The following is a 26,425-nucleotide window of genomic DNA, read 5'->3' on the forward strand; positions in this document are numbered from 1 at the left end:
GAGACGCGGCGGCCCCGGACGGGCCGGCCGCCGCCGCCACCCCGACCAGCGCCGGCAGCAGCAGCGCCGCCGCCACCAGCCCCGGCTCGCCCCCCAGCCAGAACGCCCCCAGCGTCAGCGCCGGCAGCACCGCGAGGGTCCGCGGGCCAGACAGCGCCGCGCGCAGGGCCGGAGGCAGCCGGCTGACGATTGGCGGGGGGAAGGCGGGCATTGGCGTCCTTTCCTGGGGGCAGGGGGACGCTAGGGGAGAGTCGTCAGTTTGGGGTTAACGCAGCCGGGGAAGCTCCGGGGCATTTTCGTCAAATGCATGCGGGTCACGGGTGAGGCCCGCGAAATCGAACAGCTTCGGGTCCAGCATATGCGACGGACGGATGTTCATCAGCGCGCGGAACATCACCTGGCGGCGGCCCGGCGCGTTCCTTTCCCATTGGTCGAGGATCTGCTTGACCTGCTGGCGCTGCAGGCCGTCCTGGCTGCCGCACAGGTCGCAGGGGATGATCGGGTAGTTCATGGCGCGGGCGAATTTCTCGCAATCCTCCTCGGCCACATGGGCCAGCGGGCGGTAGACGAAAAGGTCGCCCTCTTCGTTGACCAGCTTGGGCGGCATGGTGGCCAGCCGCCCGCCGTGGAAGAGGTTCATGAAGAAGGTTTCCAGGATGTCGTCGCGGTGATGGCCCAGCACCACCGCCGAGCAGCCCTCCTCGCGCGCGATCCGGTAGAGATTTCCGCGCCTCAGCCGCGAGCACAGCGCGCAGTAGGTGCGCCCCGCCGGCACCTTCTCCTTCACCACGGAATAGGTGTCCTGATATTCGATCCGGTGCGGCACCTGCATCTTTTCCAGGAACTTCGGCAGCACCGTGGCCGGAAAGCCGGGCTGGCCCTGGTCGAGGTTGCAGGCGAGCAGGTCAACCGGCAGCAGCCCGCGCCATTTCAGCTCGTAGAGCACCGCCAGAAGGGTGTAGCTGTCCTTGCCGCCCGACAGGCACACCAGCCAGCGCGCGCCGCGCTCGATCATGCCGTATTGCTCGATCGCCTCGCGGGCATGGCGCACGATGCGTTTGCGGAGTTTCCGGAACTCCGTCGAGGAGGGCGCGCCGTGGAACAGCGGGTGGATATCGTCGAGATCGTCGAGCATGGGGCGGCTTTAGAAGAGTTGCGGGCTGCGGGCAAGGGGCGTGCGGTTGGCTGGGACCTGTGGCGCGCGCGGTGGGGGCGCCGAGGGCCACGGGCGGCCGGGGGCGATAGGAATTCGATATGAGTCGCACATGACTTTCATATGGGCAATTCGAAGAGGCCGCGGGGCTAACATCCCGGCGGTCCCGCGGCGTGGATCGGAGCGGGGCCCGGTGCTAGGCTGCATGGCAGGAGGAGCGAAATGGGTCTGAAACACAAGAGGCGCGAGTTGCATGGGGTCGTTGGCGGGCTTGGGGTCGTCGTGGCGCTGGCCGGGTTCGTGGGGGGCTGGATGTCGGTGACCACGACGATCGTCGTCACCTTCGGCGTTTGGATCATCGGCGCGACGCTGGTGAACCTGCTGACGGAGCCGCCGGAGCGCTGAGAGGGATCCGAGCGATTCCAAATGTCCCTCCAGGGCGGCGCGGCCTGCTGATCGGGGCTATTGGTCTGGCTTTGTTTTCTGCTCCGGATCCGGCACCGGGTCATAGCCGGTGTCGCCCAGCGGGTGGCAGCGGCCGATCCGCCGCAGCGCCAGCCAGCCGCCGCGGATCGCGCCGTGCTTTTCCAGCGCCTCCAGCGCGTAGGCGCTGCAGGTCGGCTGATAGCGGCAGTTGAAGCCCACCCAGGGGCTGAAGATCAGCCGGTAGGCGCGCACGGGCAGGGCGGCGAGATGGGCGAGGGGGGTCACTGGGCCTCTCCATGGATCTTTTTCAGGGCGTATTTCAGATCGCCCACCAGATCCATATAGGGACGCTCGGCCGTGGCGCCGGCGCGGCCGATCAGCACATAGTCCCATCCGGGACGGCCCATCGTCGCGAGATGCTCGCGCGCCAGCGCGCGCAGGCGCCGCTTGGCACGGTTGCGGGCGACCGCATTTCCGACCTTTTTTGAGCAGGTGAAGCCCACGCGGATGAGTGCGCCGTCGGGCTCCTCCGCGCCGCGCCGGCGGGCCTGAAGGATGAATCCCTTCACCGCCTGCCGCCGCGCCCGGGCGGCGCGCAGGAAATCGGCGCGTTTGGCGAGGGTCTGCAGACAAACGGAAACCGCCGGGGGCGTTTCGGTGGCGTCCGGCGTTGCGCCTGCCACGTCTGCCTCCGGCGGTGTCATATCCGTTTGCCTTTCGGCGCGGCGCTTAGGCGCTCAGCGACTTCCGGCCCCGTGCGCGGCGTGCGTTCAGGATCTTGCGGCCGGCCTTGGTGGCCATGCGCGCGCGGAAGCCGTGGCGGCGCTTGCGAACCAGGTTCGAGGGTTGGTAGGTGCGTTTCATCGCTCAGGCTCCGTCAAATCAGTCTGGCCCGAACCCCGGGTGGATTCGAGGGCCGGTGATGTTCGAAGCCCGGTCTTTAGGCGTATTGTCCCCCGGTGTCAATTCGCTGACGGTGGGTTTTCTGCAACAAATGGCGGGCATTGCGCGACCCGCGTGTTACAGAGGCCGCAACTGGTCCCGGTTTTGCTGGCCCCGGCGGGTCACCTGTGATCAAGGCGGCGTGAAGCCCCTGTTTCTTGCGCGCGCGGAGCCGCATGTTGGGGCGGACAGGACAGCAGATGGAACAACGCCCGATGAGCCAGATCACCACCCCCCCGAGGCCCGGCCTGATGCGCCGGCTGCCGCTGATCGTGATCGCGGCGGTGGCCGTTCTGGGGGCCTTCACCCTGCGCGATTCCCTGTCCTTCGAGATGCTGGCCGAGAATCGCGAGGCGCTGATCGCCTTCCGCGACGCCCATTACGCGCTCAGCGCGCTGGGCTTTGTCGCCGGTTACGCGGCGATGGTGGCGCTCTCGCTGCCCGGCGCGACCATCGCCACGCTCACCGGCGGGTTCCTGTTCGGGGTTTTTCCCGGCGTGTTGTTCAACGTCACTGCGGCCACGATCGGGGCGACCGGCATATTCCTCGCTGCCCGGATCGGGGGCGGTGACCGGCTTGGGGCGCGGCTGGAGGGGTCCGAGGGCATGGTCAAGCGCATCAAGGACGGCATCGACGAGAACCAGTGGTCGATGCTGTTCGTGATCCGGCTGGTGCCGGCGGTGCCGTTCTTTCTGGCCAACCTGGTGCCGGCCTTCCTGGAGGTGCCGCTGCACCGCTTCATGATCTCCACCTTCCTCGGCATCATTCCCGGCGGGCTGGTCTATACCTCCGTCGGCGCGGGGCTGGGCGAGGTCTTCGCCCGCGGCGAGACGCCCGATCTCGGTATTCTCTTCACCCCCCCGGTGCTGGCGCCGATGCTGGGGCTGGCGGCGCTGGCGGCGCTGCCGGTGGCGATCAAGGCGTTGCGGAGGTGACCGGCATGGAGCGGATCGAGACGGATCTGTGCATCATCGGGGCGGGCTCGGGTGGGCTGTCGCTTGCCGCCGGCGCGGTGCAGATGGGCGCGCGGGTGGTGCTGGTCGAGGGCCACAGGATGGGCGGCGACTGCCTGAACTACGGCTGCGTGCCATCGAAGGCGCTGCTGGCCGCCGGCAAATCCGCGCAGGCGATGCGTTCGGGCGGGCCCTTCGGCGTGGCCCCGGTTGAGCCGGAGGTAGATTACGCCGCCGCGCAGGCGCATGTGGCCCGCGCCATCGCCGCCATCGCCCCGCATGACAGCGTGGAGCGGTTCGAGGCGCTGGGCGTGCGGGTCATTCAGGCCTGGGGGCGCTTCGTCTCGGAGGCCGAGCTGGAGGCGGGCGACGCGGTGATCGCGGCGCGCCGCTTCGTGGTGGCCACCGGATCGTCGCCCCTGGTGCCGCCGGTCCCGGGGCTGGAGGGCGTGGCCTACCTGACCAACGAGACCCTGTTCGACCTGCGCACGCGGCCCGGCCACCTGCTGATCATTGGCGGTGGCCCGGTCGGGCTGGAGATGGCGCAGGCGCATGTGCGTCTGGGCGCCCGGGTGACGGTGATCGAGGCCGCCCGCGCGCTGGGCCGGGAGGATCCGGAACTGGCGGCCGTGGTGCTGGCGCGCCTGCGCGCCGAGGGCGTGGAGATCGTGGAGGGGCAGGCGGTGACGCGGGTCTCGGGGCAGGCGGGCGCGATCACGGTGGAGACCTCTGAGGGCCGCCACGACGGGACGCATCTGCTGGTCGCGGTGGGGCGCAGGCCCAATCTCGACCGGCTGAACCTCGACGCCGCGGGGGTGGAGGTCACGCGCGCGGGCATCAAGGTGGATGCCGCCCTGCGCAGTTCCAACCGGCGTATCTATGCCATCGGCGACGTGGCGGGGGGCGCGCAGTTCACCCATGTGGCGGGTTATCACGCAGGGGTGGTGATCCGCTCCATCCTGCTGGGCCTGCCGGCGAAGGCGCGCGGGGGGCATATCCCCCGCGTCACCTATACCGACCCGGAGCTGGCGCAGGTCGGCCCGACCGAGCAGGAGGCGCGCGAGGTGCATGGCGCCAAGCTGACCGTCACGCGCTTCGATTTTGCGGGCAACGACCGGGCCATCGCGACGGGCCAGGCGGAGGGGCTGATCAAGGTGATGGTGGTCAGGGGGCGGCCTGTCGGCGCCTCCATCGTGGGCCCGGAGGCGGGGGAGTTGATCGGGATCTGGGCGCTGGCGATCGCCAACGGCCTGAAGATGGGCGCGGTGGCGAACATGGTCGCGCCCTACCCGACGCTGGGCGAGGTTAACAAGCGGGCCGCGGGTAACTATTTCTCGCCCAGGCTTTTTGATAACCCTTGGGTGAAACGGGTCGTCCGGCTGGTGCAGCGCGCGATCCCCTGAGCCCGCAAACGAGGCCCGCATGGTCCTGAACACGCTTTCCGGCCGCTTCCTGCTCTTGACGATCGCCTTCGTCATGCTGGCCGAGGTGTTCATCTTCGTGCCCTCGGTGGCGCGGTTCCGCGAGGACTATCTGCTCAGCCGCCTGGAGCGGGCGCAGATCGCCTCGCTGGCAACGCTGGCCACAGAAGACATGATCGACGACGCGCTGGAGCGAGAGCTGCTGGAGAACGCGGGCGTGTTCAACGTCGTGCTCCGACGCAATGAGATGAGCCAGCTGGTGCTGTCCTCGCCGGTGCCGGGCGAGGTGCACGCGGCCTACGACCTGCGCGACGCGGGCGCGGCCGAACTGATGCGCGACGCGATGATCCGGCTGCTCGACCCCGAGAACCGCATCATCCGGGTGCTGGGCCACCCGGTGCGCGGCGCCGGGCTGGCCATCGAGGTCACGATGGAGACCGCGCCGCTGCGCGCGGCGATGATCGATTACGGCTTGCGCATCCTGGCGCTTTCGGCGGTGATCTCGGTCATCACCGCCTTCCTGCTGTTCCTGGCGGTGCGCCGGCTGCTGGTCACGCCGATCAAGCGCGTGGTGGCCGCCATGCAGAGCTACGCCGAGGCGCCCGAGGACGCGCGCCGCATCATCGAGCCCACCGCCGGCGTGGCCGAGTTGCGCGAGGCGGAGGCCGCGCTGCGGTCGCTGCAGACCCAGCTGACCGGCGCGCTGCGCCAGAAGGAGCGGCTGGCGCAGCTGGGCGGCGCGGTGGCCAAGATCAGCCACGATTTGCGTAACATCCTGACCACGGCGCAGCTGTTCGCCGACCGGATGGAGGCAAGCGAGGACCCGGGCGTGAAACGCACCGCGCCCAAGATCGTGGGTGCGATCAGCCGGGCGGTGAACCTGTGCGAGACCACGCTGGCCTTCGGCCGCGCCGAGGAGCCGCCGCCGATGCTGGGCCGGGTCTATCTCGCCCAGATCGTGAACGACGTGGTGGACAGCGAGCGGCTGGCGGCGGGCGAGCACGATATCAGCTTCGCCGAGGACGTGCCGGCGGGCCTGACTTTGCGCGCCGACCCCGAGCAGCTTTACAGGGTGCTGTCGAACCTGATCCGAAACGCCCGGCAGGCGATCGTGGCCAGCGGCAAGCCCGGCGAGATCGGCGTCAGCGCCGAGGAGGACGACGCCGCCTGGGTGATCCGAATCACCGACACCGGGCCGGGGCTGCCGCCCAAGGCGCGCGAGCACCTGTTCCAGCCCTTCCAGGGCGGCACGCGCAAGGGGGGCACCGGGCTGGGGCTGGCGATCTCGGCCGAGCTGATCCGCGGCCACGGCGGGCGGCTGGAGCTGCTGGAGACCGGGCCGAGCGGCACCAGCTTCCGCATCGTGCTGCCCAAGGCGGTGGATGCCTTCGAGACGACGGCGCCATAGGGGGCGGGGTGGTGCAGGAATTTTGAAAAAACCTCTCTCAGGCCCCTTGCAAACCCCCGCGCCCCCGGATACATGAAGCCTCCACGCGCTGGTAGCTCAGTTGGATAGAGTACTTGACTACGAATCAAGGGGTCGGGGGTTCGAATCCTCCCCAGCGCGCCATCTCCCACATGTCCAACTGAAAACGCGTCGCTGTTCGCGACGGTTTGCGTTTCGCGCCGACGGGTTTGCGCCGTTCCGTTCCCGGTTCACGTTCACCACGACCCGCATCCGGTAGCTTGGGCGGGTGTCGTTCCCGGCCACCTTCCGCGTCGCATGGTCCGTCAGCGCCCCGACCTGGCGGGGCGCTTCCGGTTCCTTTCCCGACGATTTCGATCCACGAATCCTTCGCGCACCCGACCAGCATGTTCCTGCGCAACCTGATGTCGATTGACACCGAAGAACTGGTGCGCGCGCAGCCGATGGACGCGGTCGTGCTGATCGGCGGCTGCGACAAGACCGTTCCCGCGCAGCTGATGGGCGCGGCCAGCGCCGGGGTTGCGGCGATCCAGCTTGTCACCGGGCCGATGCTGACCGGCAACCATCGCGGCGAACGCGTGGGCGCCTGCACCGATTGCCGCCGCTTCTGGACGCGCTACAGGGCGGACGAGATCGACGATCAGGAAATTGCCGAGGTGAATTCGGCTCTGGTGCCCGGCGCGGGCACCTGCGGGGTGATGGGCACGGCCAGCACGATGGCGCTGGTGACCGAGGCGCTCGGCATGATGCTGCCCGGGGGCGCGACCGCGCCCGCCGTGTCCGCCGACCGCCGCCGCGTGGCGGAGGAGACCGGCCGCGTGGCCGTCGATCTCGCCGCCGCGAAGCGCACGCCGCGCGACATCATGACCGCCGCCGCCTTCGAGAACGCGCTGACGGTGCTGCTCGCCGTGGGAGGCTCGACCAACGCCATCGTGCACCTGACCGCGATGGCCGGGCGGCTGGGCATCGCGCTCGACCTCGACGCCTTCGACCGGATCAGCCGGAACGTGCCCGTGCTGGTCGACCTCAAGCCTTCGGGCCAGCACTACATGGCGGACCTGCACGACGCGGGGGGCTCGCGCGCATCCTGCGCGAGCTGCGCGACCTGCTGCACCTCGATTGCCTGACGGTGACCGGCCGGACGCTGGGCGAGGAACTCGACGCCGCACCGCAGGGGTGGGCGCAGTCGATCATGTCCCCGCGCGCCGAGCCGCTTCACCCCCAGGGCGGGATGGCGGCGCTGCGCGGCAACCTCGCGCCCCGTGGGGCGATCATCAAGCAGTCCGCGGCCAGCCCCGGCCTTGTCCGCCACCGCGGCCGCGCGGTGGTCTTCACCTCGCTGGAGGATCTCGCGCGGCGCATCGACGACCCGGATCTCGACGTTCGTGCCGACGATGTGCTGGTGCTGCAGAACGCGGGGCCAAAGGGCGCGCCGGGGATGCCCGAGGCGGGCTACATGCCGATCCCGCGCAAGCTGGCGCAGGCCGGCGTGAAGGATATGGTCCGCATCTCCGACGCCCGCATGAGCGGCACCGCGAGCGGCACGATCGTTCTGCACGTCACGCCCGAAAGCGCCGAAGGCGGCCCCTTGGCGCTGGTGCGCGACGGGGACGAAATCGAACTCGACGTGGAACGGCGGCGACTTCAACTGCATGTCGCGGAGGCGGAGCTTGACCGGCGACGGCATGCCGTCACCGGACCGTCGGTGACGATCCCCGAACGTGGCTACGGAGCCCTCTTTCTGCGTTCCGTCCTTCAGGCCGACGAGGGCTGCGATTTCGATTTTCTCGTGCCGAAGGCCGACAGGCGGACACCCGGCTGAACCCGGTCGGGTGGACCTGTCCCTGGCTGCCGGACGCCATCGGCCCGAGCTCTCCGGCTCAGTCTTCGGGCGAGAAATAGTCTGGGTAGGTTTCGGCGATCTTCGGCAGATCCTTGAGGATTTGGCGCAAATGGAGGCGCATCGCCCTTTCGGCCTCTTCTTCGTTGCGCTGCGCGACGGCGCGGACGATATCCTCGTGTTGGGCGATGAGCTCTTCGATCGGCAAATCCACGGCCACGAGGAAACGCACCCTGTCCAGTTGTGACTTGAGCTTTTGCAGGTATGTCCAGATCTGCGGTTTGCCGGCGGCCTCCGCCAGGGTCCGGTGCAGGGCTTCATCCAGCCCCATGAAGTGCAGCGGATCCCTTGCGGCGTCGCTTCGTTGCTGGGTCAGGATCTCCTCCAGGGCCTCGCTCATTTCGGGCGTGATGTTCCGTGCGGCCAGGCGAACCAGATCCGCCTCGACCGATTCACGGACGAAGCGCGAATCGTAGACTTCGCGTATCGAGATCTTGGAAACGAAGGTTCCGCGCTGCGGCCGGATTTCAACCAGCCCTTCGGCCGCGAGCCGGATGAATGCCTCGCGGACCGGCTGGCGCGACACCTGCATCAGCTTGGCGGTTTCCTGTTCCGACAGGCGCCGCCCCGGTTTGAATTCGCCAAAAAGGATTGTCGATCTGAGGGCTGACAGAACCTGTGTGGAAACCGGCGCTTCCGGCGAAAGCGTGAATTCCGTGAGGGGTTTGAGCAGCGCTTCCATCCCAGTTCCTTTACATGGCCTTTCTCACGGGGCGGCGCCCGGTCTGGAGACTGCCGTTCCGCTTTGATCGCCGAACGGAAGACCGCTGCACCGGCGTAGAACGCGGTCTCCGGTCTTCAGTCGAACGGTGCGGACAAACCAGTTTGCGCGGCAAGCTGCAAGAAGTCTTCCTGGGTCGCCGGGTCAAGAGGAATTCCCTCGACGCGGCGCCGGTCCGCTTCCGCCCATTCCCGGTCGCCCGGCGCCAGCACCTTTTTCCCGGTCTGCGGCTTGGAGTTGCGCAGCAGGGTCAGGTATCGCTCCATCCCGGCCCTGACGATTTCGCCGCCGATGAAGCCTTCGGGGTCCATGACGATCACGAAGGCGCCAAGCTCGCGCGGGGTCTCGATATCCTCGCCGTTCATCGGCAGGATCTCGGGGCTGAGCCGCATGCCGGTGAGGACGGCGGAAAAGATCTCCGAGATCCCGCCCAGGGCCGCGCCCTTGAAGCCGAAGGCGTGGCCCACGGGGGCGAGCATCGCCGCGGCGTTCGGGTCCGTGGTGTCGAGGCCGTCATCGTCGGAGGCCACCCCCGGCGGCAGTTCGACGCCGAGCGACCGATAGAGCAGCACCCGGTTGAACGGCACGGCGCTGGTCGCCATGTCCAGCAGCCAGGGATGCTCGCCGCCGGTGGGCACGGCCATGGAAATCGGATTGGTCCCGTGGAACCGCTCCGCGCCGTCATGCAGCCGCACGAAGCTGTCCGAGTTGCAGAACGACATCGCCAGCATGCCCCGGCGGGCGGCATGCATCGTGTAGGCGCCGGCCGGTCCGAAATGCGAACTGTTTCGTATGCCCACGGCGGCGATCCCCGTCTCGGCGGCCATGTCGCAGGCGAGATCGGTCGCCGAATAGGTCGCATAGGCGCCGTGGGCATGATCCGCGTCGAGCAGCGCCGTGCCGCTTCGGACGCGGTTCGGCTTCAGTTTCGGCGACTTGTTCAGGCGGCCGCCCTCGAACATGCGGAAGTAATGTCCGAGCAGCCGCACGCCGTGGCTGTCGACGCCATGAAGGGACCCGTGCATCATCGCCCGGCTCGCGGCCTCCGCGGATGCCGCCTCGACGCCGATGGCCGTCAGGGCTTCGGTGCAGAAGGCCGCAAGCCGTTCCGGCGTGGCGCGTGGGCGCGAGATTTCCTCTGTTTTCATTGCCTTCCTTTCGCGGAATTCGCCATTTCGGTTGCAGGATCTGAGCCGGGCCGGAGCCTCACGGCATCAACTGGCCGCCATTGACCTCGATGGTTTGCCCGATGATGTAGCCGGCCAGGGCGTCGGACGCGAGGAACAGGTAGGCCCCCACGCAATCGCTGGCCACGCCCAGCCGCCCCTGCGGAACCGTGGCGAGCATCGCGTCGAGCTGGGCCTGCGTCGAGTAACGCTCGTGGAACCGGGTGGTTATGACGCCGGGGGCAACCGCATTGACGCGGATCCCGTATTGAATCCATTCCTTTGCCATTCCGCGCGTCACGTTCGAGACGAAGGACTTGGACGAGCCGTAAAGACCGGCGCCGCCGCTGGCGCCGTTGCGCGCCGCGATGGATGTCGTGTTGATGACAAACCCGCCATCCTTTCTGAGATAGGGCAGGGCGGCCTTGGAGGCGACGAGGATGGATCGCGCATTCAGGTCCATGATCTCGTCGTAATCCTTGTCGGTCACCTCCGCGTAGGGCACGCGGCGCACCATGCCCCCGGCATTGTTGATCAGCCCGGACAGGCCGCCCAGACGCTCTGCGACCTCCTGCGTCGCCGCGGCCAGCTCTTGGGAGTTGCTTGCGTCCGCCCGGACAAGTTCCACCGTTCCGCCGTTGCCGCGGATCTCTTCGGCAAGCGCCTCGGCGGCGTCCTTGGAGGCAAAGTAGTGCAGGCCGATCTTGGCGCCCTGCGCCGCGAACGCGCGCGCCAGCTCCGCGCCGATCCCGGTCGATGCGCCAGTGATCAAGACGCCTTTGCCCGCGAACTCCGGCAGCGAGATATCGGAAAATGACATTAGGTTGCTCCTGTTGGTTGAGGCGGATGTCGGGTTATGTGATGCGCTCGCGTTTGGCCGAGGCGGATGAGCGGGTCATGGCGTCGATCAGCGCATGCGCGTTCAGCGCGCTGTGGCCGTTCGAGGCCGGGGGGCGCCCGGCGCGAATGGCCCCGACGAAGTCTTCGATCAGCGATTTGTGCCAGTCGCAGGGAAAATCCATCAGGCTCCCGCCCGAGCCGTCGCTTTCCGGCTCGGCGAATGCCCGATGTTCCCCATCGTGGTGAAAGATATCCAGGCGTCCGCCTTCCAGGATGGCGGTCGCGTTCTCGCAGTTCAGGGTCAGGCGCGCCTCGGTTCCGGGATAACAGGTGACCGTGGCCATGATCGCGCCGGTCGCGCCGTTCTCGAACCGCACCGCCGCCGCCGCGAAATCCTCGGCCTCCATCCGGTGCATGGTGGTCGCGCAGATCGCTTGAACCTCCGACGCCGGGCCGGTGCAGGACAGCATCAGGTCAAGGGCGTGGATCGCTTGCGTCATCAAGACGCCGCCCCCGTCGCGCGCATAGGTGCCGCGACCCGGCTCGTCGTAATAGCCCTGGTCGCGCCACCACGGGACGGCCAGGCTGAGCGAGCATATCCTGCCCAGCGTGCCGCCCTGAAGAATATCCCTCAGCGCGATCGAGGCGGGGCGGAACCGGTGCTGAAAGACGACGCCCAGCGTGATGCCGGCCCTGTCGCAAATGCCCACCAGCCCGCGCGCCGCCGCCAGCGTCCGTTCCAGCGGCTTTTCGACCAGAAGATGCTTGCCGGCCGCGGCCGCCCTTTCGGTGATCTCCTGCCGCGCATCCGGCGGCGTGAGGACCAGAACCGCGGCGACCTTCGGATCGTTCAGGAGCGTGTCGAGGTCGTCGGCCTGCGGGAAGCCATATTCCGCACAGATCGCGGAGCGATTCTTCGGCGATCTGGTGAACACGCCGCGGACGTCGATCTTCGCTTTCAGGGCTGCGAGCGCCTGCGCGTGGGGCGTTGCCGCCAGGCCCGCCCCAACGATCGCCAATCCGAATCTGTCCGCCATCTCAATCACTCATCTCACCCTGTGCGGCCACCGAATCTCCAAGGGTGCGGGCCTGAAAATTCTGCAAAACCAAGGCCGATCGCCGTTTGGTCTGTCCTAGGAAAGCAGGAGTTGAAAAAACTTTCAAGATACTACCATACTACCATTTATGCAGCGAAGTCATCGTTGCGTGACGTACAACTGGGAGGAGTACATGAACATTTTCGCAAGAGCCGCCGTTGGCTGCAGCATGCTGGCGATGACCGCGACCGCAGCCTATTCGACAGAACTTGTCGGTGCGGTGCAGTTCGATGAGAACCACGCATTCACCAAGGCGTTGCGCGAATTCGAGCGCGTCGCCGGCGAGTGCTCTGGCGGGTCTCTGACCTTCGATCTCCACTTGAACTCGGAGCTTGGCCTGGAAAAGGACTACTTCGAGAACATGAGCCAGGGGATTGCCGTCGATTATGCGATCGTGAGCCCGTCGCACATGTCGACCTTCTCGCAAAAGGCGCCGCTGATGGACATGCCGTTCCTGTTCCGTGACCTTGATCACTGGAACGCCGTCATGGAGCAGGATGCGCTGGCCCCGTTGGCGCAGGACGTGCTGGAAAAGGCGAACGTTCGCCTGATCGGCTACGCCGGTGGCGGCACCCGCCAACTGATCGTCAACCGCCCGATCACGAACATGGCCGAACTCGAAGGCCTGCCGATGCGCGTGATGGGGGCCCCGATCCAGACCCGCATCTTCGAGGCGATCAAGGCCGCGCCCTCCGTCATCGCCTATTCGGAGGTCTACAACGCCATCCAGACCGGCGTGATCGACGCGGCCGAAAACGAAGCCGCCGGCATCGAGCAGATGAAGTTCTACGAAGTCGGGCCGCATATCGCGCTGACGGCGCATGCGATCACGGTTCGCCCGATCGGCTTTTCGAACGCCACCTTCGAACGCCTGACCGCCGAAGAGCAGGCATGCGTTCTGGAAGCCGGCCGGATCGGCGGTGCGCTTGGCCGTCAGATCGAAAGCAGCCAGGACAGCGAAAAGTTGCAGGCCATGGAAAAGGCCGGCTGGCTGACCACGCATGAGTTCACGGAGCGCGACAAGCTTCTGGAACTGGCGGCTCCGGTCAAGCGGGCCTATGCCGAAGAACTGGGCGCGCTGGACGTGCTCGAAGCAATCGAAGCGGTGCAGTAACGCGCTTCACGTCATGCGGATGGAGGACTTCCATCCGCATCGACCCTCTCACCAACATCACAATGCAAGAGGCAACCGTGCGTTTTCTTGTTGACCAATACTACCGGTTTCTCCGGATATTGCTGACGGCGCTCATGGGTTTGCTGATCATCCCGGTCGCCATGCAAATCCTGAGCAGATACACGGGCATGATCCCACGCTACATCTGGACCGAGGAAATCGCCCGTTTCTGCTTTGTCTGGATCATTCTGATCGGAGCCATGATCGCCGTCCGGGACGGCACCCATTTCGATGTGGATGTCCTGCCGCACAGCACGAGCGCCTATGTGGAATTCGCGTCGAAGATGTTCGTTCACATCGCGATCCTCTGCCTCGCGCTGTCCTTCCTGTGGTGGGGCTACGATTTCGGCATCCTGGGGTCGCGGCAACGCTCCGAGATCTCCGGGCTCCCCATGATCACAATCTACGCCGGCTGGCCGATCGCCGGCGCAACATGGACGTTGTTCACCTTGGAAAAAATCTGGGACGAAATCCAAATTCTGCGAAATGGGGAAGAGCATGGGGCCGGGTGAAGTCGCTGCGATACTTTTCGGAACCTTTGCCGTTCTGGTCTTCCTGCGGGTCCCGGTGGCGTTTGCCCTTGGCCTTGCCGTTGTTCCCGTGTTTTTCATCGAGGAACGGCTGACGCCGGTCCTGCTGATGCGAGAGATGTTCAAGAGTTACAACGCCTTCGTGCTGCTGGCGGTGCCCTTCTTCCTGCTGGCGGCCAATCTCATGAATTCCTCCGGGATCACCGACCGGCTCATCCGGGTGGCCCGCGCAATGGTCGGGCACCTGCCCGGCGGGCTTGGCCATGTGAACGTGGTCGTGTCGATGCTGTTCGCCGGTATCTCGGGCAGTTCCACGGCGGATGCGGCCGGGATCGGGTCCCTGCTGATCCCGCAGATGAAGAAGGAAGGGTATGACAGTTCCTTCACCGTCGCGATCACTGCGTGTTCGTCGGTAATGGGGGTGATCATCCCGCCGTCCATCCTGATGGTCGTCTGGGGCGGGTTGATGTCGGTCTCGATCGGCGGCCTGTTTCTGGCCGGCGTCATTCCCGGCATTCTGATCGCCGGATCGCAGATGTTGACCGTCTACGTCTATGCGAAACGTCGCGGCTATCCGGTGCATGACCGATCGACCTTGCGGGAACTCGTCAGGGCCGTGGCCGGGGCGTTTCTGGCCCTGATGACGCCGCTGATCATCGTGGGCGGCATCGTGTGGGGCTTCTTCACGCCGACGGAGGCCTCGGTGATCGCGGTTTTCTACTCCCTGATCCTCGGGCTGTTCGTCTACCGTTCCGTGACCCTGCCGGAGCTTCCCAAGGTTCTCTACGACAGTGCGAGATTCGCTGCGATCACGCTGTTCTGCATCGGCACGGCAAGCGCGTTCGGCTGGTGCCTGGCCTATTTCAAGATCCCGGCCGCGCTGGTCGGCATGATCGAGCAAATGGGCCTGGGGGTGTTCGGGACGGGCATCATGGCGGCGGCGGCGTTCCTTCTGTTCGGGATGTTCATCGATGCCATCCCCGCGATCATCATCGTCGGGACCGTCCTGTTCCCGGTGACGCAACATGTCGGCATGCACCCGATCCATTTCGCGATCATCGGGGTGGTCAGCCTGGCGTTCGGCCTGGTCACGCCGCCCTATGGCCTGTGCCTTCTGATTGCCGCGTCGATCGGCAGGATCCGGCTGATCGACGCGCTTCGGGACGTGGCGATCATCCTGTTGCCGATGGTGGTCGTTCTGATGATCGTGATCGCGCTGCCGGACCTGATATTGGCGCTGCCGCGGTGGGTCATGCCGAAGTTCATCCAGTGATCCTGCCGGGTGTGCCGGGGACATCCACCCCGGCGCGCCCGGCCTTTCCGGGCGCGACGCCGGTTCTCCCCGCCGAGGCGGCGGGATGAACCGCCTTCCCGCCCGGACGCGGCTGCGGCTGCGTCCTGCGCCGCCGCCCGGCGCGCTGGTCGGGCCTCGTTAGGGCAGCAGAACCGCGCCACCCCACAGGCCGAGCGCAAAGGCGGTGTGCGCGGCCACGTTCATCGCGCGCACCTTCCACGGGTTCGGCGTGGCCGAGGCGGCCCAGCCCAGCCCCATGCCGGGCTGCAGCAGGAACCAGCCGGCCGCGATGGTGGCCAGGCTGAAGATCCAGGCCGGCAGGAAGCGCGGCGCGGCAAGCCAGTCGGGCCCGACGATGACGAGGAACAGGGCACCATAGACGATGCCGGTGACATAATGCGCGAACCAGCCCAGGGCGACCTCGCGCGGGTGCGGAGTGGCAGCGGCGATGTCCTCGTGAAACACCCGTCCCTTGGCCAGATGCCAGAACCAGCGCCCGACATTGCCCCAGTTGGGCAGCGGCTGCCCCGCAGCGCGGTTCAGGATCAGCGCCCAGAGATCCATGGCCAGCGTCGCCGTCGCGCCGATCGCGAAGCCGATGACGATCAGTTCAGCCATTGGCGCCCCCGCTCATGCCGGGGCAGCCAGGGGCCGCTGGCATCACTGTGTTGTTCAGCATTCTCTCCTCCTCTGGCGTTTCATACCGTCCACGTTATGTCTGCGCCGCCCTTTGCCGGGCTGGCGGGCACCCGATGCCGTTTCCTCATGCATCGCGATTGCGCGCCTTCGAATAGCTCAGCCCCGCGATCACGCCGCGCAGCTCCGCCAGGCCCCGCATCCGCCCGATCAGCGGATAGCCCGGATGCGTGCCGCGCCCGAGATCGGACAGCAGTTCGTGGCCGTGGTCGGGCCGGAACGGGATCTCCCAGTCCGCGCGTCCTGCTTCCTGCCGCCGGGTCTCCTCGTCGAGCAGAACCTCGATCAGCGCGGCCATGTCGGTGTCGCCTTCCAGATGCGCGGCCTCCTGGAACGAGCCGTCATCTTCTTTCGCCACGTTGCGCAGATGGGCGAAATGGATGCGCGGCGCAAAGCGGCGCGCGATGGCCGGCACGTCGTTGGCCGGGTTGGCGCCAAGCGACCCCGAGCACAGCGTCAGCCCGTTCTCGACCGTGTGCTGCTGACCCAGGACCCAGGCGATGTCGTCGGCATCCGACACGATCCGGGGCAGGCCCAACAGGTCGCGCGGCGGGTCGTCGGGATGCACGCACATCCGCACGCCCAGATCGGCGGCTGCCGGAATGACCTCGGCCAGGAAGCGGGCGTAGTTGGCCCGGAGCGCGGCCCGGTCGAGGCCGCGATAGCCCCCGAGCGCGGCGCGCAACCCTTCGATGTCATAGCGGTCGAAGGCGCCGGGCAGGCCGGCCATGATGCTGGCCAGCAGCCGGTCGCGGTCGGCCTCGGTGGCGGTCTTGTGCCAATGCGCCGCCGCCGACAGGACGGCATCGGAATAGTCCGCCTCGGCGCCTGGGCGGCGCAGCATGTGAACCTCGAACGCGGCCATGTGCAGTTGGGAAAACCGCAGTGCCGTGCCGCCGCCGCGTACCGGCGCGTCGAGATCGGTGCGCGTCCAGTCCAGCAGAGGCATGAAGTTGTAGCAGATCACCCGCACGCCGCAGGCGGCGAGATTGGCCATCGACTGCCGGTAATTGGCGAAAAGCGGGGCGAGGTCGCCCTCGCCGCGCTTGATCGCCTCGTGCACCGGCAGGCTCTCGACCACGTTCCATTCCAGGCCGAGGGCGGGATCGGCGGCGATCTGGGCCTGCCGCGCGCGGATGGCGTCGGTCGGCCAGACCGCGCCATAGGGGATTTCGTGCAGGGCGGTCACGATGCCCCGCGCCCCGGTCTGGACAATCTCGGTCAGGGCGATCCTGTCCAGCCCGCCATACCAGCGCCAGCTTTCCCTCATCTGGTGATCCTTTCGACGGCGCCGCGGGCGCCGAGGGTTTCAAGATCGTCGCAGGCGCGGATCAGGGCGGCGCGGAACCCGGCGTGATCGGACAGCGCGCCGAACACAGCGCGATGGGCCAGATAGGCGTCGACCCGCGCGCCGGTCTCCGGGCTGTTCTGCCACAGGCCGCGCAGGGGATCGGCCAGCGGATCGCGCACATCGATGGCGGCGCCGGCCTCGTCCCGGCCCGAAACGTATTTCATCCATGCCGCCACGGCCAGCGTCAGGCCGGGGCAGGGGCGGCCGGCCTGCAGATTGTCGGCAATCGTGTCGAGGATCCGTTGCGGCAGTTTCCGCGACCCGTCCATGGCGATCTGCCACATGGCGTGGCGGATCGCGGGGTTGCGGTAGCGCGCCAGCAGGGCGCGGGCATAGGCCGCGAGGTCGGCGCCCTGCGGCGGCGTGAGGGTCGGGATGATCTCGTCCCGCCAGAGCGTGTCGCACAGCCCTGCAAACAGAGGGTCGGAGACGGCATCGCAGATGGTTGCGTGGCCGGCGAGATAGCCGAGATAGGCCAGCGCCGAATGAGTGCCGTTCAGGCAGCGCAGCTTCATCTTCTCGAACGGGGTGACGTCAGCGACCATCTCGGCGCCGGCGGCGGCAAGATCGGGCCGGGCGCCGTCCACGAAATCGTCCTCCACCACCCATTGGCGGAAGGGTTCGTGCATCACCGGGGCGAGGTCGCGCCGGCCGGTCGCGGCGCAAACCGCCTCGATGTCCTCTTTTGTCGTCGCCGGGACGATCCGGTCCACCATGCAGCTGGGAAAGCGGGCCTCGGCCTCGATCCAGTCCGCCAGCGCCTTGTCCCGCGCGGCGGCGAACTCCAGAACCAGACGGCGCAGGACTTGGCCGTTTTCCGGAAGGTTGTCGCAGCTGAGCACGGTGAAGGGGCGCTGTCCGGCGCGACGCCTGCGCTCCAGCGCACCCACCAGAAACCCCAGCGCCGTGCGCGGGTTCTGGGGATGAGCCAGGTCATGACTGATGTCGGGATGGTCGGCCTGCAACCGCCCGGTCGAGGGCACATGGCAATAGCCCTTCTCGGTGATCGTCAGGCTCACCAACCTGATCCCGGGTGCCGCCATGACATCCAGCAGGCATGCGGGATCCTCCGGGGCGACCAGAACGTCGGTGACGACGTCCATCAGCCGATAGCTGCGCCCGTCGGGTCCCAGTTCCACGGCGGTGTAGACATGATCCTGCGGGGCGAGCCTGTCGCGCATCGCCGGGCTTTGCAGGCTGGCGCCGATCACCCCCCAGTCACCGCCGCTTTGCGCCATTGCATCGGCCAGATAGGTGGCGACATGCGCGCGGAAGAACGCCCCCAGGCCAAGGTGGACGATCCCGGGCTTCGGGCGCCGTGACCCGGCGGGCAGGTCGCGGGCGGACAGGCGGATCGGATCGGTCACAGCTTGTAGGCCCTCCGTGCGAGGCCGCAGGCCAGGTCGGGGGCAAGTTCATGCGCCTCGTCCAGATCCAGCCGCCCGCTGGCCACCAGCCGCGCGAGAAAGGCGCAGTCGACGCGGCGGGCGACGTCGTGGCGGGCGGGGATCGAACAGAAGGCGCGGGTATCGTCGTTGAAGCCCACGCTGTTGTAGAACCCGGCGGTTTCCGTGGTCATCTCGCGATAGCGCATCATGCCCTCGTAGCTGTCGAAGAACCACCAGGCCGGCCCCAGCCTGAGCGCCGGATAGGCCCCTGCCAGCGGCGCCAGTTCGCGCCCATAGGCGGTTTCGTCCAGCGTGAACAGGATCAGGGTCAGGTCGGGCGACAGGCCGACCGCGTTCAGCAGCGGCTTCAGCGCGGTGACGAAATCGGTGGGGCCGGGGATGTCGAACCCCTTGTCGCGGCCATGCCGGGCCATGATCCGCGACGAATGGTTGCGGCGCGATCCGGGGTGAAGCTGCATGACGAGCCCGTCCTCGATGCTCATCCGCGCCATTTCGGTCAGCATCTGCGCCCGGAACAGCTCCGCCTCACCGGGCGAGGCCGCGCCGGACAGCACCCGGTCGAACAGCGCCGTCGCCTCCGGTTTCGGCAGATCGGCGGTGCGGGCCGAAGGGTGGCCATGATCGGTGGCGGTCGCGCCCATGCCCCGAAACGCCGCGCGCCGGATGCGGTGGGCCTCGAGATAGCCTTGCCAGGTGGTGGTGTCCGCGCCCGTGATGTCGGCGAAGCGTTCGACATTCGCGACGAAGCCCTCGAATTCGGGGTCGATCACCGGATCGGGGCGATAGGTCGGGACAACCCGCCCGTGCCAGCCGTCGTCGCGAATTTTCTTGTGCCAGCGCAGATCGTCGAGCGGGCTGTCCGTGGTCGCAATCACCTCGATTCCGAACCGGTCGTAGAGTGCGCGGGGGCGGAACTCCGGCCGGGCCAGGCACGCGCTGATCCGGTCGAAATAGTCGTCGGCGTTCTCCGCGCTCAACCGCGATTCGGCGCCGAAGACGTCCTGAAAAGCGTGATCGAGCCACAGCCGGCTGGGGGTCCCCCGGAACAGGTGATAATGCGCGGCGAACAGGCGCCAGATCTTGCGGCTGTCGGTCTCGAACCAGCCGCCGTCGCGCCGCGGAACGCCAAGCCCGGCCAGATCGACCCCGGCCGAGCACAGCATACGAAACACATAATGGTCCGGGGTCACGAACAACTGCGCGGGGTCGGCGAAGGGCGCGTCGGTGGCAAACCACTGCGGGTCGGTATGGCCGTGCGGGCAGACCAGCGGCAGCGCCCGGACCGCCTCGTATAGCTCGCGGGCGACGGCGCGTTGCGCCGGTTCAGCCGGCAGCAGCCTGTTTTCATCCAGAAATCCCAAGGCTCCTCCCCGTCTCTTTCTCCCCGGTGCCGGCCTCAGGCGTCGACCCTGTAGGCGGCGATGAAATCGCGGTCGGGCTCGACGCCCAGGCCGGGGCCGGTGGGGATGGCCACCTTGCCGCCCGAGCGTTTGATCTGGCCCTGGATATCCAGCGGCTCGCGCAGTAGCTGATCGCGGAACTTGTTGTCGGTCGTGTCGAATTCGAGCCACGGTTGCCACTGGTGCATGCCGCCGGGCAGCGGCGGCATGACCGCCAGCAACTGCAGGTTGGTGGCCACTGCAATGGCCGAACCCCAGACATGGTTCGCGACGGGCGTGAAATGCGCATGCGCCAGCGCCAGCACGCGCAGGTATTCCGAGATCCCGCCCAGCGCGCAGACCTCGGGCTGGGCGATGTCGAGCCCGCGGTTCTCAAGCAGCGCGCGCCAGCCCCAGCGATTGAATTCGGCCTCGCCGCCGGCGATGTTCACCTTCAGCCCGGCGCGCAACTCGCGGTAGCCGTCCAGATCCTCGGGCGCCACCGGCTCCTCGAACCAGTAGGCGTCGAGCTCTTCCAGCGCCCGGCCGACATAGAAGGCGTCGGAGGTGGTGTAGCAATGGTTGGCATCCACCATGAACGGAAAGTCGGGCCCGACGCCCCGCCGCACGGCCTGCGCCAGTTTCACGTCGTCCCTGGGGCCGAGTCCGACCTTCATCTTGGTTGCCGCGAACCCCATGTCGCGGATCGCGGCGGCCTCGTCCTCAAACCGGGCGGCCAGCGAGGCGGTATCTTCGGGTCTCAGCATCATGCCGTAGCCATAGACGCCGACCTCGGTGCGATGCGCGCCGCCGATCAGCTTGTGGATGGGCAGGCCCGCCACCTTGCCGGCGATATCCCACAAGGCGATGTCCACGCCGGACAGCGCCTGCAGCGGCATCCCCTTCTGCCCGTGGTCGCGGGTGAGGTTGTAGACCTTGTGCCAGATCACGTCGCGGTCCAGCGGGTCGTCGCCAAGGATCAGCGGCTGGATCACCTTTTCGACGATGGTCTTGTTGGCCAGGGCCACGTTGCCGGGCCCGAAACACTCGCCCCAGCCGGTGATGCCCTCATCGGTCTCGACCTCGACCAGATGCGCGCTGCGCTTGGCGTAGAACTGCTGCGAATACCCCAGCAGTTCGGGGAGGTCGTATTGCAGCACATGGCTGGTGACCCTTGTGATCTTCATGCGCGGACCTCATGCAGCAGATGCCAGACAAAGACGCGCGCCGGTGGGGCCGACGCGCAGACAAAATGGTATACCAAATGCCGACGGCTGGCAATGTGACGCCGCGCTCAACCCTCGGCCTGCCTGGGGCCGGCGCCTTGCTCAAGTGCAATCACCGGGCGGATATTCTCGGCCAGACCGCCCAGGTGCATCTCGATCGCCGCCTTGGCGGCCTGGATATCGCGGGCCTCCAGCGCGTCGAGAATGGCCGCGTGGTGGTTCACCACGCGCTCGCGGGTGCGTTTCTGCCGGGCAGACAGGAAACGGGCCCGCCAAAGCCGTTCGAGGTAGGATCGGTAGGTGTCCAGCAGCGCGGCGTTGTGCGTGGCCTTGGCGATTGCGTGGTGGAACGCCATGTCGATCTCGAACAGGTCCAGCGCTCCGACCAGGTCGTATTTTGCGACCACCTCCTCGTGGATGGCACGGATTTCGGCAATGTCCTCGTCGGTGGCATTGCGGCACGCCAGTTCTGCCGCGAGATATTCGATCGCCAGCAACACTTCGATCGCATCCGAGATTTCCCTGAAGGTCGGCTTTGCCACGGTCGGGCTGTGGGCCGGGCGCAGCACCAGCAGGCCCTCCTTGGCCAGGATCCGGATGGCCTCGCGCATCGGGGTGCGGCTGACCCCCATTTCGGCGGCGCTGTCGCGCTCCTTTATGGTGGCTCCGGGCGGGAACTTGCCGCGCAGGATGTCCCTGCGAAGCTGGGTTGCGATCTGCTCTGCCAGGATCTGCTCTGCCATTTCCTTGCCTGGGCTCCTTTCCTGCCGGTGCCGTTTGCGGGCGGAGTCACTCCTGCGGCGGCGCCGAGACCCGCTGCCGATACGCGGCCACACGGCCCGAGGCGACGCGCCGAAGCGCCACGATGTCGATGTCGATCGCGGCAAAGACGCAGCCCGCGTCCAGAACCGCCTCCAGAAGGTCGTCGTCGGGCGACAGGAAACCGGCCGGCTTTCCGGCGGCCCGGACACGCCGGATCGCGTCGATGATCGCGGCCTTCACCTCGGGGTGCTTCAGATCGCCCGGATGGCCGAGGCTGGCCGCCAGATCCGCGGGGCCGATGAAAATGCCATCGACCCCCGGGGTCGCGGCGATGTCTTCGAGATCGTCCAGCGCCTCGCGGGTCTCGATCTGGACGATCAGGCAGATCTCTTCGCGGGCGCGGGTGAAATATCCGGGGATCGCCCCGAAGCGGTTGGCGCGCACGGCGCCGGCCACGCCGCGCAGCCCCTCGGGCGGATAGGCGACGGCGGCCGCGGCCAGCCGGGCCTCTGCGCCGTTCTGGACGTAAGGAACGAGGATCGTCTGCGCGCCGACATCCAGCATCTTCTTGATTTCGGCCACGTCCAGGCTGCGCACCCGCACGACCGGTTGCACCGGGTAGGGTGCCATGGCCTGCAGACCGGCCAGAACCTCGGGCACGTCGCGCGGGGAATGTTCGCAATCCAGCACGATCCAGTCATAGCCACAGCCGGCCAGCATTTCGCTGACGGCAGGGTCGCGGATCGCGCTCCACAGGCCCAGTTGCGGCCGGCCCTCGGCAATCGCGGCCTTGAAGCTGTTCTTGGGGAGATCCATCACATGCCTTTCCGGGCGCGGGCGCCCTGTTCAGTTCACCGGGGTCAGAAGCGCGTCGCCGTTCAGGAAGGCGCGGGCATTGTCGCGTTGCAGCTGGCCCATCGCGGCGCGGGTCTCGACCGTGGCCGAGCCCTGGTGCGGTTGCAGGACAACGTTGTCGAGCTTGAGGAAGCGCGGGTCGATGTCTGGCTCGTTCAGGAACACGTCCAGCCCGGCGCCGGCGATCGCGCCGCTTTCCAGCGCGTCCAGCAGCGCCGCCTCGTCGATGGTCGAGCCGCGCGAGATGTTCACGATGATGCCGCGCGGGCCCAACGCGGCGATGACCTCTTTCGAGACGTGGTTCTCGGTCTCGGGGCCGCCGACCAGCGCGACGATCAGGTAATCCACCGCCTCGGCCAGAGAAACCGGGTCGGCGTGATAGGTCCAGCCGGGCGTCTCCTTCTCGCGGCGCGAGGTATAGTGGATTTCCATGTCAAAGGCGGCCAGTCGGTTGGCGATGGCGCGCCCGATCCGGCCCAGGCCCACGATCCCGGCGCGGCCGCCGCTGACCTTGCGCGCCAGCCCGAAATTGCCCCTCGCCGCCCAGTTTCCCGAGCTCACCCAATCGGCCGCCGGGAGCATCTGCCGGCCCTGCGCGATCAGCAGCGCGACCGCCAGATCGGCAACGTCGTCGTTCAGAACGTCTGGCGTGTTGGTCACCTTGATGCCGCGCGCGGTGGCGGCGGCCACGTCTATGGCGTCGTAGCCCACGCCGAAATTGGCGATCAGGCCGAGATTGGGCAGCAGGTCCATCTCGGCGCCGCCCAGCGGGTGATGCCCCATGAAGGTCAGCGCCCTGATCTGCCGGCGCTGATCCTCGGGCAAGGCGGCGATATCGCCCGGCCCGTTGGCGAAGACCGGGGCCAGCTCGTTCTCCAGCGCCGCGCGGTCGGTGTCCGAATAAGTGCCGATGGCCAGAACTGTCGTCATGGGAAATGCCTTTCGGGTCAGAGGAGGTTGCGGATGCGGCGGATCGCTTCCAGGATGTTTTCGGTGCTGTTGGCGTAGGAGAAGCGCAGGTATCCCTCGCCCCAGGCGCCGAACGAGGTGCCCGCCACGGTGGCCACGCCGGCCTCCGAGAGGAACCGGTCCTGCGCCTGTTTCGAGGTCATGCCGGTGCCCTCGATGTTGGGGAAGGCGTAGAAGGCCCCCGCCGCATCGGCGCAGCGCACGCCCGGCAGGCTGTTGAGTTCCCGCACGATCACCTCGCGGCGCCGGTCGAACTGGTCGACCATGTCGCGAACCGCGTCCTGCGGCCCGGTCAGCGCGGCGATGCCGGCATACTGGGTGGCGGCGTTGACGCAGGAATGGTCGTTGATGCAGAGCCGCGTCACCGGATCGACCATGCTGTCGGGCCAGACCGCATAGCCCAGCCGCCAGCCGGTCATGGCGTAGGTCTTCGACCAACCGTCCAGCATGATCAGCCGGTCGCGGATCTCGGGGTAGGTCAGAAGTGACACATGCTCGCGCCCGCCATAGAGCATCTGCGAATAGATCTCGTCCGACATCAGCGCGACATGGGGATGGTCCAGCAGCCCGGCGACCAGCTTGTCGATCTCTTCGCGCGGCGTGACGCCGCCGGTGGGGTTGGCAGGGCTGTTGATGATGATCAGCCGGGTCCTGTCGGTGATCTGGCCCAGAACCGCCTCGGCCGAGAAGGCGAAGCCGTTCTTCTCCTCCAGCGCGATCGGCACCGGGGTGGCGCCGGAATAGCGGATGACCGACTCGTAGATCGGGAAGCCGGGGTTGGGATACATGATCTCCACCCCCGGCTGACCGAACATCAGCACGGCGAAGAACATCGTCGGCTTGCCGCCGGGCACCACGATCACGTTGTCGGGGTTGACCTCGGCGCCGTGGCGGCGGTGCAGATCGGCGGCGACGGCTTCGCGCAGGGCGGGGATGCCGTTGGCCGGGGTATAGCCGTGATGGCCGTCGCGCAGCGCCTTGATCCCGGCCTCGACGATGTGATCCGGCGTGCGGAAGTCCGGCTGGCCGATGCCGAGATTGATGATGTCCCGGCCTTCGGCGGACAGCCTGTTGGCGCGGGCCAGAACCTCGAAGGCGGATTCGGTGCCCAGGCGGGAGATGCTGTCGGCGAATTGCAGATCTGCGGTCATGGGGTCTACTTGTCGTTGAATGCGGCAGGCCAGACCGGGTTTTCCCGGGCAGCGGCCCCGCGTGGTTTGCATTTGGTGTCGACCGGGCCGGCAAAGCCGATCGCGCGGTGATTGCCCAGCCCGATCGGGAACGGCATGCCCTGCGCCGCCCCGACGCCTGCGCCGCAGGCGACCGGCCGGGCAATGGCTGCGCGCCCCGAAAGCGCGCGCAGCCCGGATTCGGCGGCGGCAACATCGTCGGGCGCTGTGGGCAGGTCATAGGGAAAATGGCGCGCAGCCGGGCCGGATCCGGCGCGTGCCGTCGCAGGGACGCGACCGGCCATGAGCCGGTCGGTGAACGGAAAATCCAGATTCGCGGAAGACATTAACGCCATCATGGATTTGGTATACCAAATGGAAATGTCAGTGGGAACCGGCTTGAGCAGGCCGGGAGGCCGGCGGGGCCCCGGCCGTGTCTGAACGCCCCCGTTCCGTGACCCCCACAGCTGTCCCGAGGCCCCCGCCTCGCGGTGTGCCCCGAACGCCGAGTGCGGGAAACCGTGGCGGTCGACCGCGTCGCCGTCAGCCAAAGCCACCGGAAACGAAGCCGTTTCAGGACGGATCGCGCCGCCGCCCCCCATTGGGCCGCCAATCTCCGCCCGCGCGGCGCGAAGAGGTGCCTTGGGGCGGGTCTAGAAGTCGGCGCGCACGCCGGGCAGGCGCAGTTCGCTCATCAGGTCGCGCAGTTCCTGCCGGGCGGCGATGTTCGACAGGTTCAGCCCGGCAACGCCGATATCCTTGAGATCAAGCAGCGTCAGCCCGTTCGGGAACAGCTCGCGGAAGATGACCCGCTCCTTGAAGCCGGGCGCCACGCGGAAGCCGATGCGGCGGCTGAGATTGGTCAGCGCGCTGCCCATCTTCTTCTTGTTGTGCATCTGCTGGGCGCCCATGCGGTTGCGCAGCACCACCCAGTCGATCGGCGGCAGCCCGGCCTGGGCACGCATCTGGCGGGCGTTCCAGACCATCTCGGAATAGATCGAGGGACCGAGGATCTTGCCGCTCGACGGGTCGATCCGGGCCAGAAGGTCGAAATCGACGAAACTGTCGTTGAGCGGCGTGACCAGCGTGTCGGCCAGCGTATGCGCCACCTGGCTGAGGCGGGTGTGCGAGCCGGGGCAGTCGATCAGGATGAAATCGGCCTCGGTTTCCAGCCCCGAAATGGCGGCCGAGAGGCGGCGGTCGAAGATGTTCTCGCCCGGCGCCAGCTGGTCGCGGTCGATCTCGGGCAATTCGCGGTAGTCGGGGGTGGGCAGGTCCAGCCCCTCGCGCGCACAATAGGCGCGGCGGTTTTCCATGTAGCGGCCGAAGCTGCGCTGACGCAGGTCGAGATCCAGCGCGCCGACCTTGTGGCCCATGCGGGCCAGTGCCGTGGCGATATGCATCGACATGGTCGATTTGCCCGCGCCGCCCTTTTCATTTCCGACAACGATGATATGCGCCACGCCGCACCCCTATGGTCTTGTAAGTCGCCATTTCACGATTGCCCGGCACTATATGTTGGGGGGCGGTCGGCGAAAAGACGCTGATTGAAGGGCATGCGCGGAA

The 26,425-nt window shown here is 67.4% G+C and carries 26 protein-coding genes, 1 tRNA gene and 2 pseudogenes; 9 read left to right on the top strand and 20 right to left on the bottom strand.

Features of this window, described 5'->3' with window-relative positions; translation table 11 throughout:
* Together KCI33_RS12375 and ttcA are read right to left on the bottom strand one after the other, a co-directional pair.
* A pseudogene (locus KCI33_RS12375) lies at positions 1-211 on the bottom strand (diguanylate cyclase); the annotation flags it as partial.
* 54 nt (positions 212-265) lie between these two features.
* Positions 266-1,135: a tRNA 2-thiocytidine(32) synthetase TtcA gene (ttcA, locus tag KCI33_RS12380; protein ID WP_212525114.1), complete on the bottom strand. Its 870-nt coding sequence runs from the start codon at positions 1,133-1,135 to the stop codon at positions 266-268.
* 240 nt (positions 1,136-1,375) lie between these two features.
* On the opposite strand from ttcA, the gene KCI33_RS12385 reads away from it, so the two are divergent.
* Positions 1,376-1,558 (top strand): hypothetical protein, encoded by a 183-nt coding sequence (locus KCI33_RS12385; protein ID WP_212525115.1) that lies wholly within the window; start codon positions 1,376-1,378, stop codon positions 1,556-1,558.
* 57 nt (positions 1,559-1,615) lie between these two features.
* Here KCI33_RS12385 and yidD read toward each other — a convergent pair whose 3' ends face one another.
* The 3 genes from yidD to rpmH are packed head-to-tail and all read right to left on the bottom strand — an operon-like array spanning position 1,616 to position 2,443.
* Positions 1,616-1,864, bottom strand: coding sequence for a membrane protein insertion efficiency factor YidD (gene yidD / locus KCI33_RS12390; protein WP_212525116.1), 249 nt, complete (start codon positions 1,862-1,864; stop codon positions 1,616-1,618).
* On the bottom strand, positions 1,861-2,283 hold the full coding sequence (rnpA, locus tag KCI33_RS12395) for a ribonuclease P protein component (RefSeq protein WP_212525117.1): 423 nt from the start codon (positions 2,281-2,283) through the stop codon (positions 1,861-1,863). The genes yidD and rnpA overlap by 4 nt, the downstream gene beginning before the upstream one ends.
* Positions 2,284-2,308: 25 nt before the next feature.
* On the bottom strand, positions 2,309-2,443 hold the full coding sequence (gene rpmH / locus KCI33_RS12400; RefSeq protein WP_005980833.1) for a 50S ribosomal protein L34: 135 nt from the start codon (positions 2,441-2,443) through the stop codon (positions 2,309-2,311).
* Positions 2,444-2,721: 278 nt separating this feature from the next.
* Here rpmH and KCI33_RS12405 point away from each other — a divergent pair, with 278 nt between their 5' ends.
* The 5 genes and pseudogenes from KCI33_RS12405 to KCI33_RS12425 all read left to right on the top strand — a co-directional run bounded on the left by KCI33_RS12405 (position 2,722) and on the right by KCI33_RS12425 (position 8,143).
* Positions 2,722-3,456, top strand: a complete 735-nt coding sequence (locus tag KCI33_RS12405) for a TVP38/TMEM64 family protein (protein WP_249139044.1) — start codon at positions 2,722-2,724, stop codon at positions 3,454-3,456.
* Positions 3,457-3,461: 5 nt separating this feature from the next.
* Entirely contained in the window at positions 3,462-4,877 is a 1,416-nt protein-coding gene (locus KCI33_RS12410) for an FAD-dependent oxidoreductase (protein WP_212525118.1), read from the top strand.
* A gap of 19 nt (positions 4,878-4,896) precedes the next feature.
* Complete coding sequence (locus tag KCI33_RS12415; protein WP_212525119.1) at positions 4,897-6,303, top strand: HAMP domain-containing sensor histidine kinase; 1,407 nt, start codon at positions 4,897-4,899, stop codon at positions 6,301-6,303.
* A gap of 85 nt (positions 6,304-6,388) precedes the next feature.
* Positions 6,389-6,465: transfer RNA gene (locus KCI33_RS12420), tRNA-Arg, on the top strand.
* 116 nt (positions 6,466-6,581) lie between these two features.
* Positions 6,582-8,143: pseudogene (locus KCI33_RS12425) on the top strand (dihydroxy-acid dehydratase).
* A 58-nt stretch (positions 8,144-8,201) separates the two neighbouring features.
* Here KCI33_RS12425 and KCI33_RS12430 read toward each other — a convergent pair.
* The 4 genes from KCI33_RS12430 to KCI33_RS12445 all read right to left on the bottom strand — a co-directional run bounded on the left by KCI33_RS12430 (position 8,202) and on the right by KCI33_RS12445 (position 11,985).
* Positions 8,202-8,903 carry a GntR family transcriptional regulator gene (locus tag KCI33_RS12430; protein ID WP_212525120.1) on the bottom strand — a complete coding sequence of 234 codons (702 nt, stop codon included), beginning with the start codon at positions 8,901-8,903 and terminating at the stop codon, positions 8,202-8,204.
* A 116-nt stretch (positions 8,904-9,019) separates the two neighbouring features.
* Positions 9,020-10,090, bottom strand: a complete 1,071-nt coding sequence (locus tag KCI33_RS12435) for an Ldh family oxidoreductase (protein ID WP_212525121.1) — start codon at positions 10,088-10,090, stop codon at positions 9,020-9,022.
* A 58-nt stretch (positions 10,091-10,148) separates the two neighbouring features.
* Positions 10,149-10,928, bottom strand: a complete 780-nt coding sequence (locus KCI33_RS12440; protein WP_212525122.1) for an SDR family oxidoreductase — start codon at positions 10,926-10,928, stop codon at positions 10,149-10,151.
* Positions 10,929-10,962: 34 nt separating this feature from the next.
* A complete protein-coding gene (locus KCI33_RS12445; RefSeq protein WP_212525123.1) occupies positions 10,963-11,985 on the bottom strand; it encodes a Gfo/Idh/MocA family oxidoreductase in 1,023 nt (340 codons plus the stop codon).
* A 193-nt stretch (positions 11,986-12,178) separates the two neighbouring features.
* Here KCI33_RS12445 and KCI33_RS12450 point away from each other — a divergent pair, with 193 nt between their 5' ends.
* The 3 genes from KCI33_RS12450 (at position 12,179) to KCI33_RS12460 (ending at position 15,022) form a co-directional block, all read left to right on the top strand.
* Complete coding sequence (locus tag KCI33_RS12450; protein ID WP_212525124.1) at positions 12,179-13,159, top strand: TRAP transporter substrate-binding protein; 981 nt, start codon at positions 12,179-12,181, stop codon at positions 13,157-13,159.
* Between the two features lie 77 nt (positions 13,160-13,236).
* Positions 13,237-13,731, top strand: coding sequence for a TRAP transporter small permease (locus tag KCI33_RS12455; RefSeq protein WP_212525125.1), 495 nt, complete (start codon positions 13,237-13,239; stop codon positions 13,729-13,731).
* Entirely contained in the window at positions 13,718-15,022 is a 1,305-nt protein-coding gene (locus KCI33_RS12460; RefSeq protein ID WP_212525126.1) for a TRAP transporter large permease, read from the top strand. Before KCI33_RS12455 ends, KCI33_RS12460 begins: the two co-directional genes overlap by 14 nt.
* Before the next feature lie 159 nt (positions 15,023-15,181).
* On the opposite strand, the gene KCI33_RS12465 is transcribed toward KCI33_RS12460, so the two are convergent.
* The 11 genes from KCI33_RS12465 to KCI33_RS12515 all read right to left on the bottom strand — a co-directional run bounded on the left by KCI33_RS12465 (position 15,182) and on the right by KCI33_RS12515 (position 26,322).
* Complete coding sequence (locus KCI33_RS12465) at positions 15,182-15,661, bottom strand: DUF2938 domain-containing protein (protein ID WP_212525127.1); 480 nt, start codon at positions 15,659-15,661, stop codon at positions 15,182-15,184.
* 145 nt (positions 15,662-15,806) lie between these two features.
* The gene (gene uxuA / locus KCI33_RS12470) at positions 15,807-17,009 is read right to left on the bottom strand and encodes a mannonate dehydratase (protein WP_212525128.1); all 1,203 of its coding nucleotides are present in this window, start codon (positions 17,007-17,009) and stop codon (positions 15,807-15,809) included.
* The gene (locus KCI33_RS12475) at positions 17,006-18,424 is read right to left on the bottom strand and encodes a mannitol dehydrogenase family protein (protein WP_249139051.1); all 1,419 of its coding nucleotides are present in this window, start codon (positions 18,422-18,424) and stop codon (positions 17,006-17,008) included. Before KCI33_RS12475 ends, uxuA begins: the two co-directional genes overlap by 4 nt.
* Positions 18,425-18,453: 29 nt before the next feature.
* Positions 18,454-19,860: a glucuronate isomerase gene (uxaC, locus tag KCI33_RS12480; protein ID WP_212525129.1), complete on the bottom strand. Its 1,407-nt coding sequence runs from the start codon at positions 19,858-19,860 to the stop codon at positions 18,454-18,456.
* Positions 19,861-19,895: 35 nt separating this feature from the next.
* The gene (locus KCI33_RS12485; protein ID WP_212525130.1) at positions 19,896-21,065 is read right to left on the bottom strand and encodes a mandelate racemase/muconate lactonizing enzyme family protein; all 1,170 of its coding nucleotides are present in this window, start codon (positions 21,063-21,065) and stop codon (positions 19,896-19,898) included.
* A gap of 107 nt (positions 21,066-21,172) precedes the next feature.
* Entirely contained in the window at positions 21,173-21,847 is a 675-nt protein-coding gene (locus tag KCI33_RS12490) for a GntR family transcriptional regulator (protein WP_212525131.1), read from the bottom strand.
* Positions 21,848-21,893: 46 nt separating this feature from the next.
* A complete protein-coding gene (locus KCI33_RS12495) occupies positions 21,894-22,682 on the bottom strand; it encodes an HpcH/HpaI aldolase/citrate lyase family protein (protein ID WP_212525132.1) in 789 nt (262 codons plus the stop codon).
* Positions 22,683-22,712: 30 nt separating this feature from the next.
* On the bottom strand, positions 22,713-23,651 hold the full coding sequence (locus KCI33_RS12500; protein ID WP_212525133.1) for a 2-hydroxyacid dehydrogenase: 939 nt from the start codon (positions 23,649-23,651) through the stop codon (positions 22,713-22,715).
* Between the two features lie 17 nt (positions 23,652-23,668).
* Positions 23,669-24,841 (bottom strand): pyridoxal phosphate-dependent aminotransferase, encoded by a 1,173-nt coding sequence (locus KCI33_RS12505; RefSeq protein WP_212525134.1) that lies wholly within the window; start codon positions 24,839-24,841, stop codon positions 23,669-23,671.
* Between the two features lie 5 nt (positions 24,842-24,846).
* A complete protein-coding gene (locus KCI33_RS12510) occupies positions 24,847-25,218 on the bottom strand; it encodes a hypothetical protein (RefSeq protein WP_212525135.1) in 372 nt (123 codons plus the stop codon).
* Positions 25,219-25,512: 294 nt separating this feature from the next.
* A complete protein-coding gene (locus tag KCI33_RS12515) occupies positions 25,513-26,322 on the bottom strand; it encodes a division plane positioning ATPase MipZ (protein ID WP_212525136.1) in 810 nt (269 codons plus the stop codon).
* Between the last annotated feature and the right edge of the window lie 103 nt (positions 26,323-26,425).

The sequence above is a fragment of the Actibacterium sp. MT2.3-13A genome, assembly GCF_018139985.1.
Classification (GTDB): Bacteria; Pseudomonadota; Alphaproteobacteria; order Rhodobacterales; family Rhodobacteraceae; genus JAGSOU01.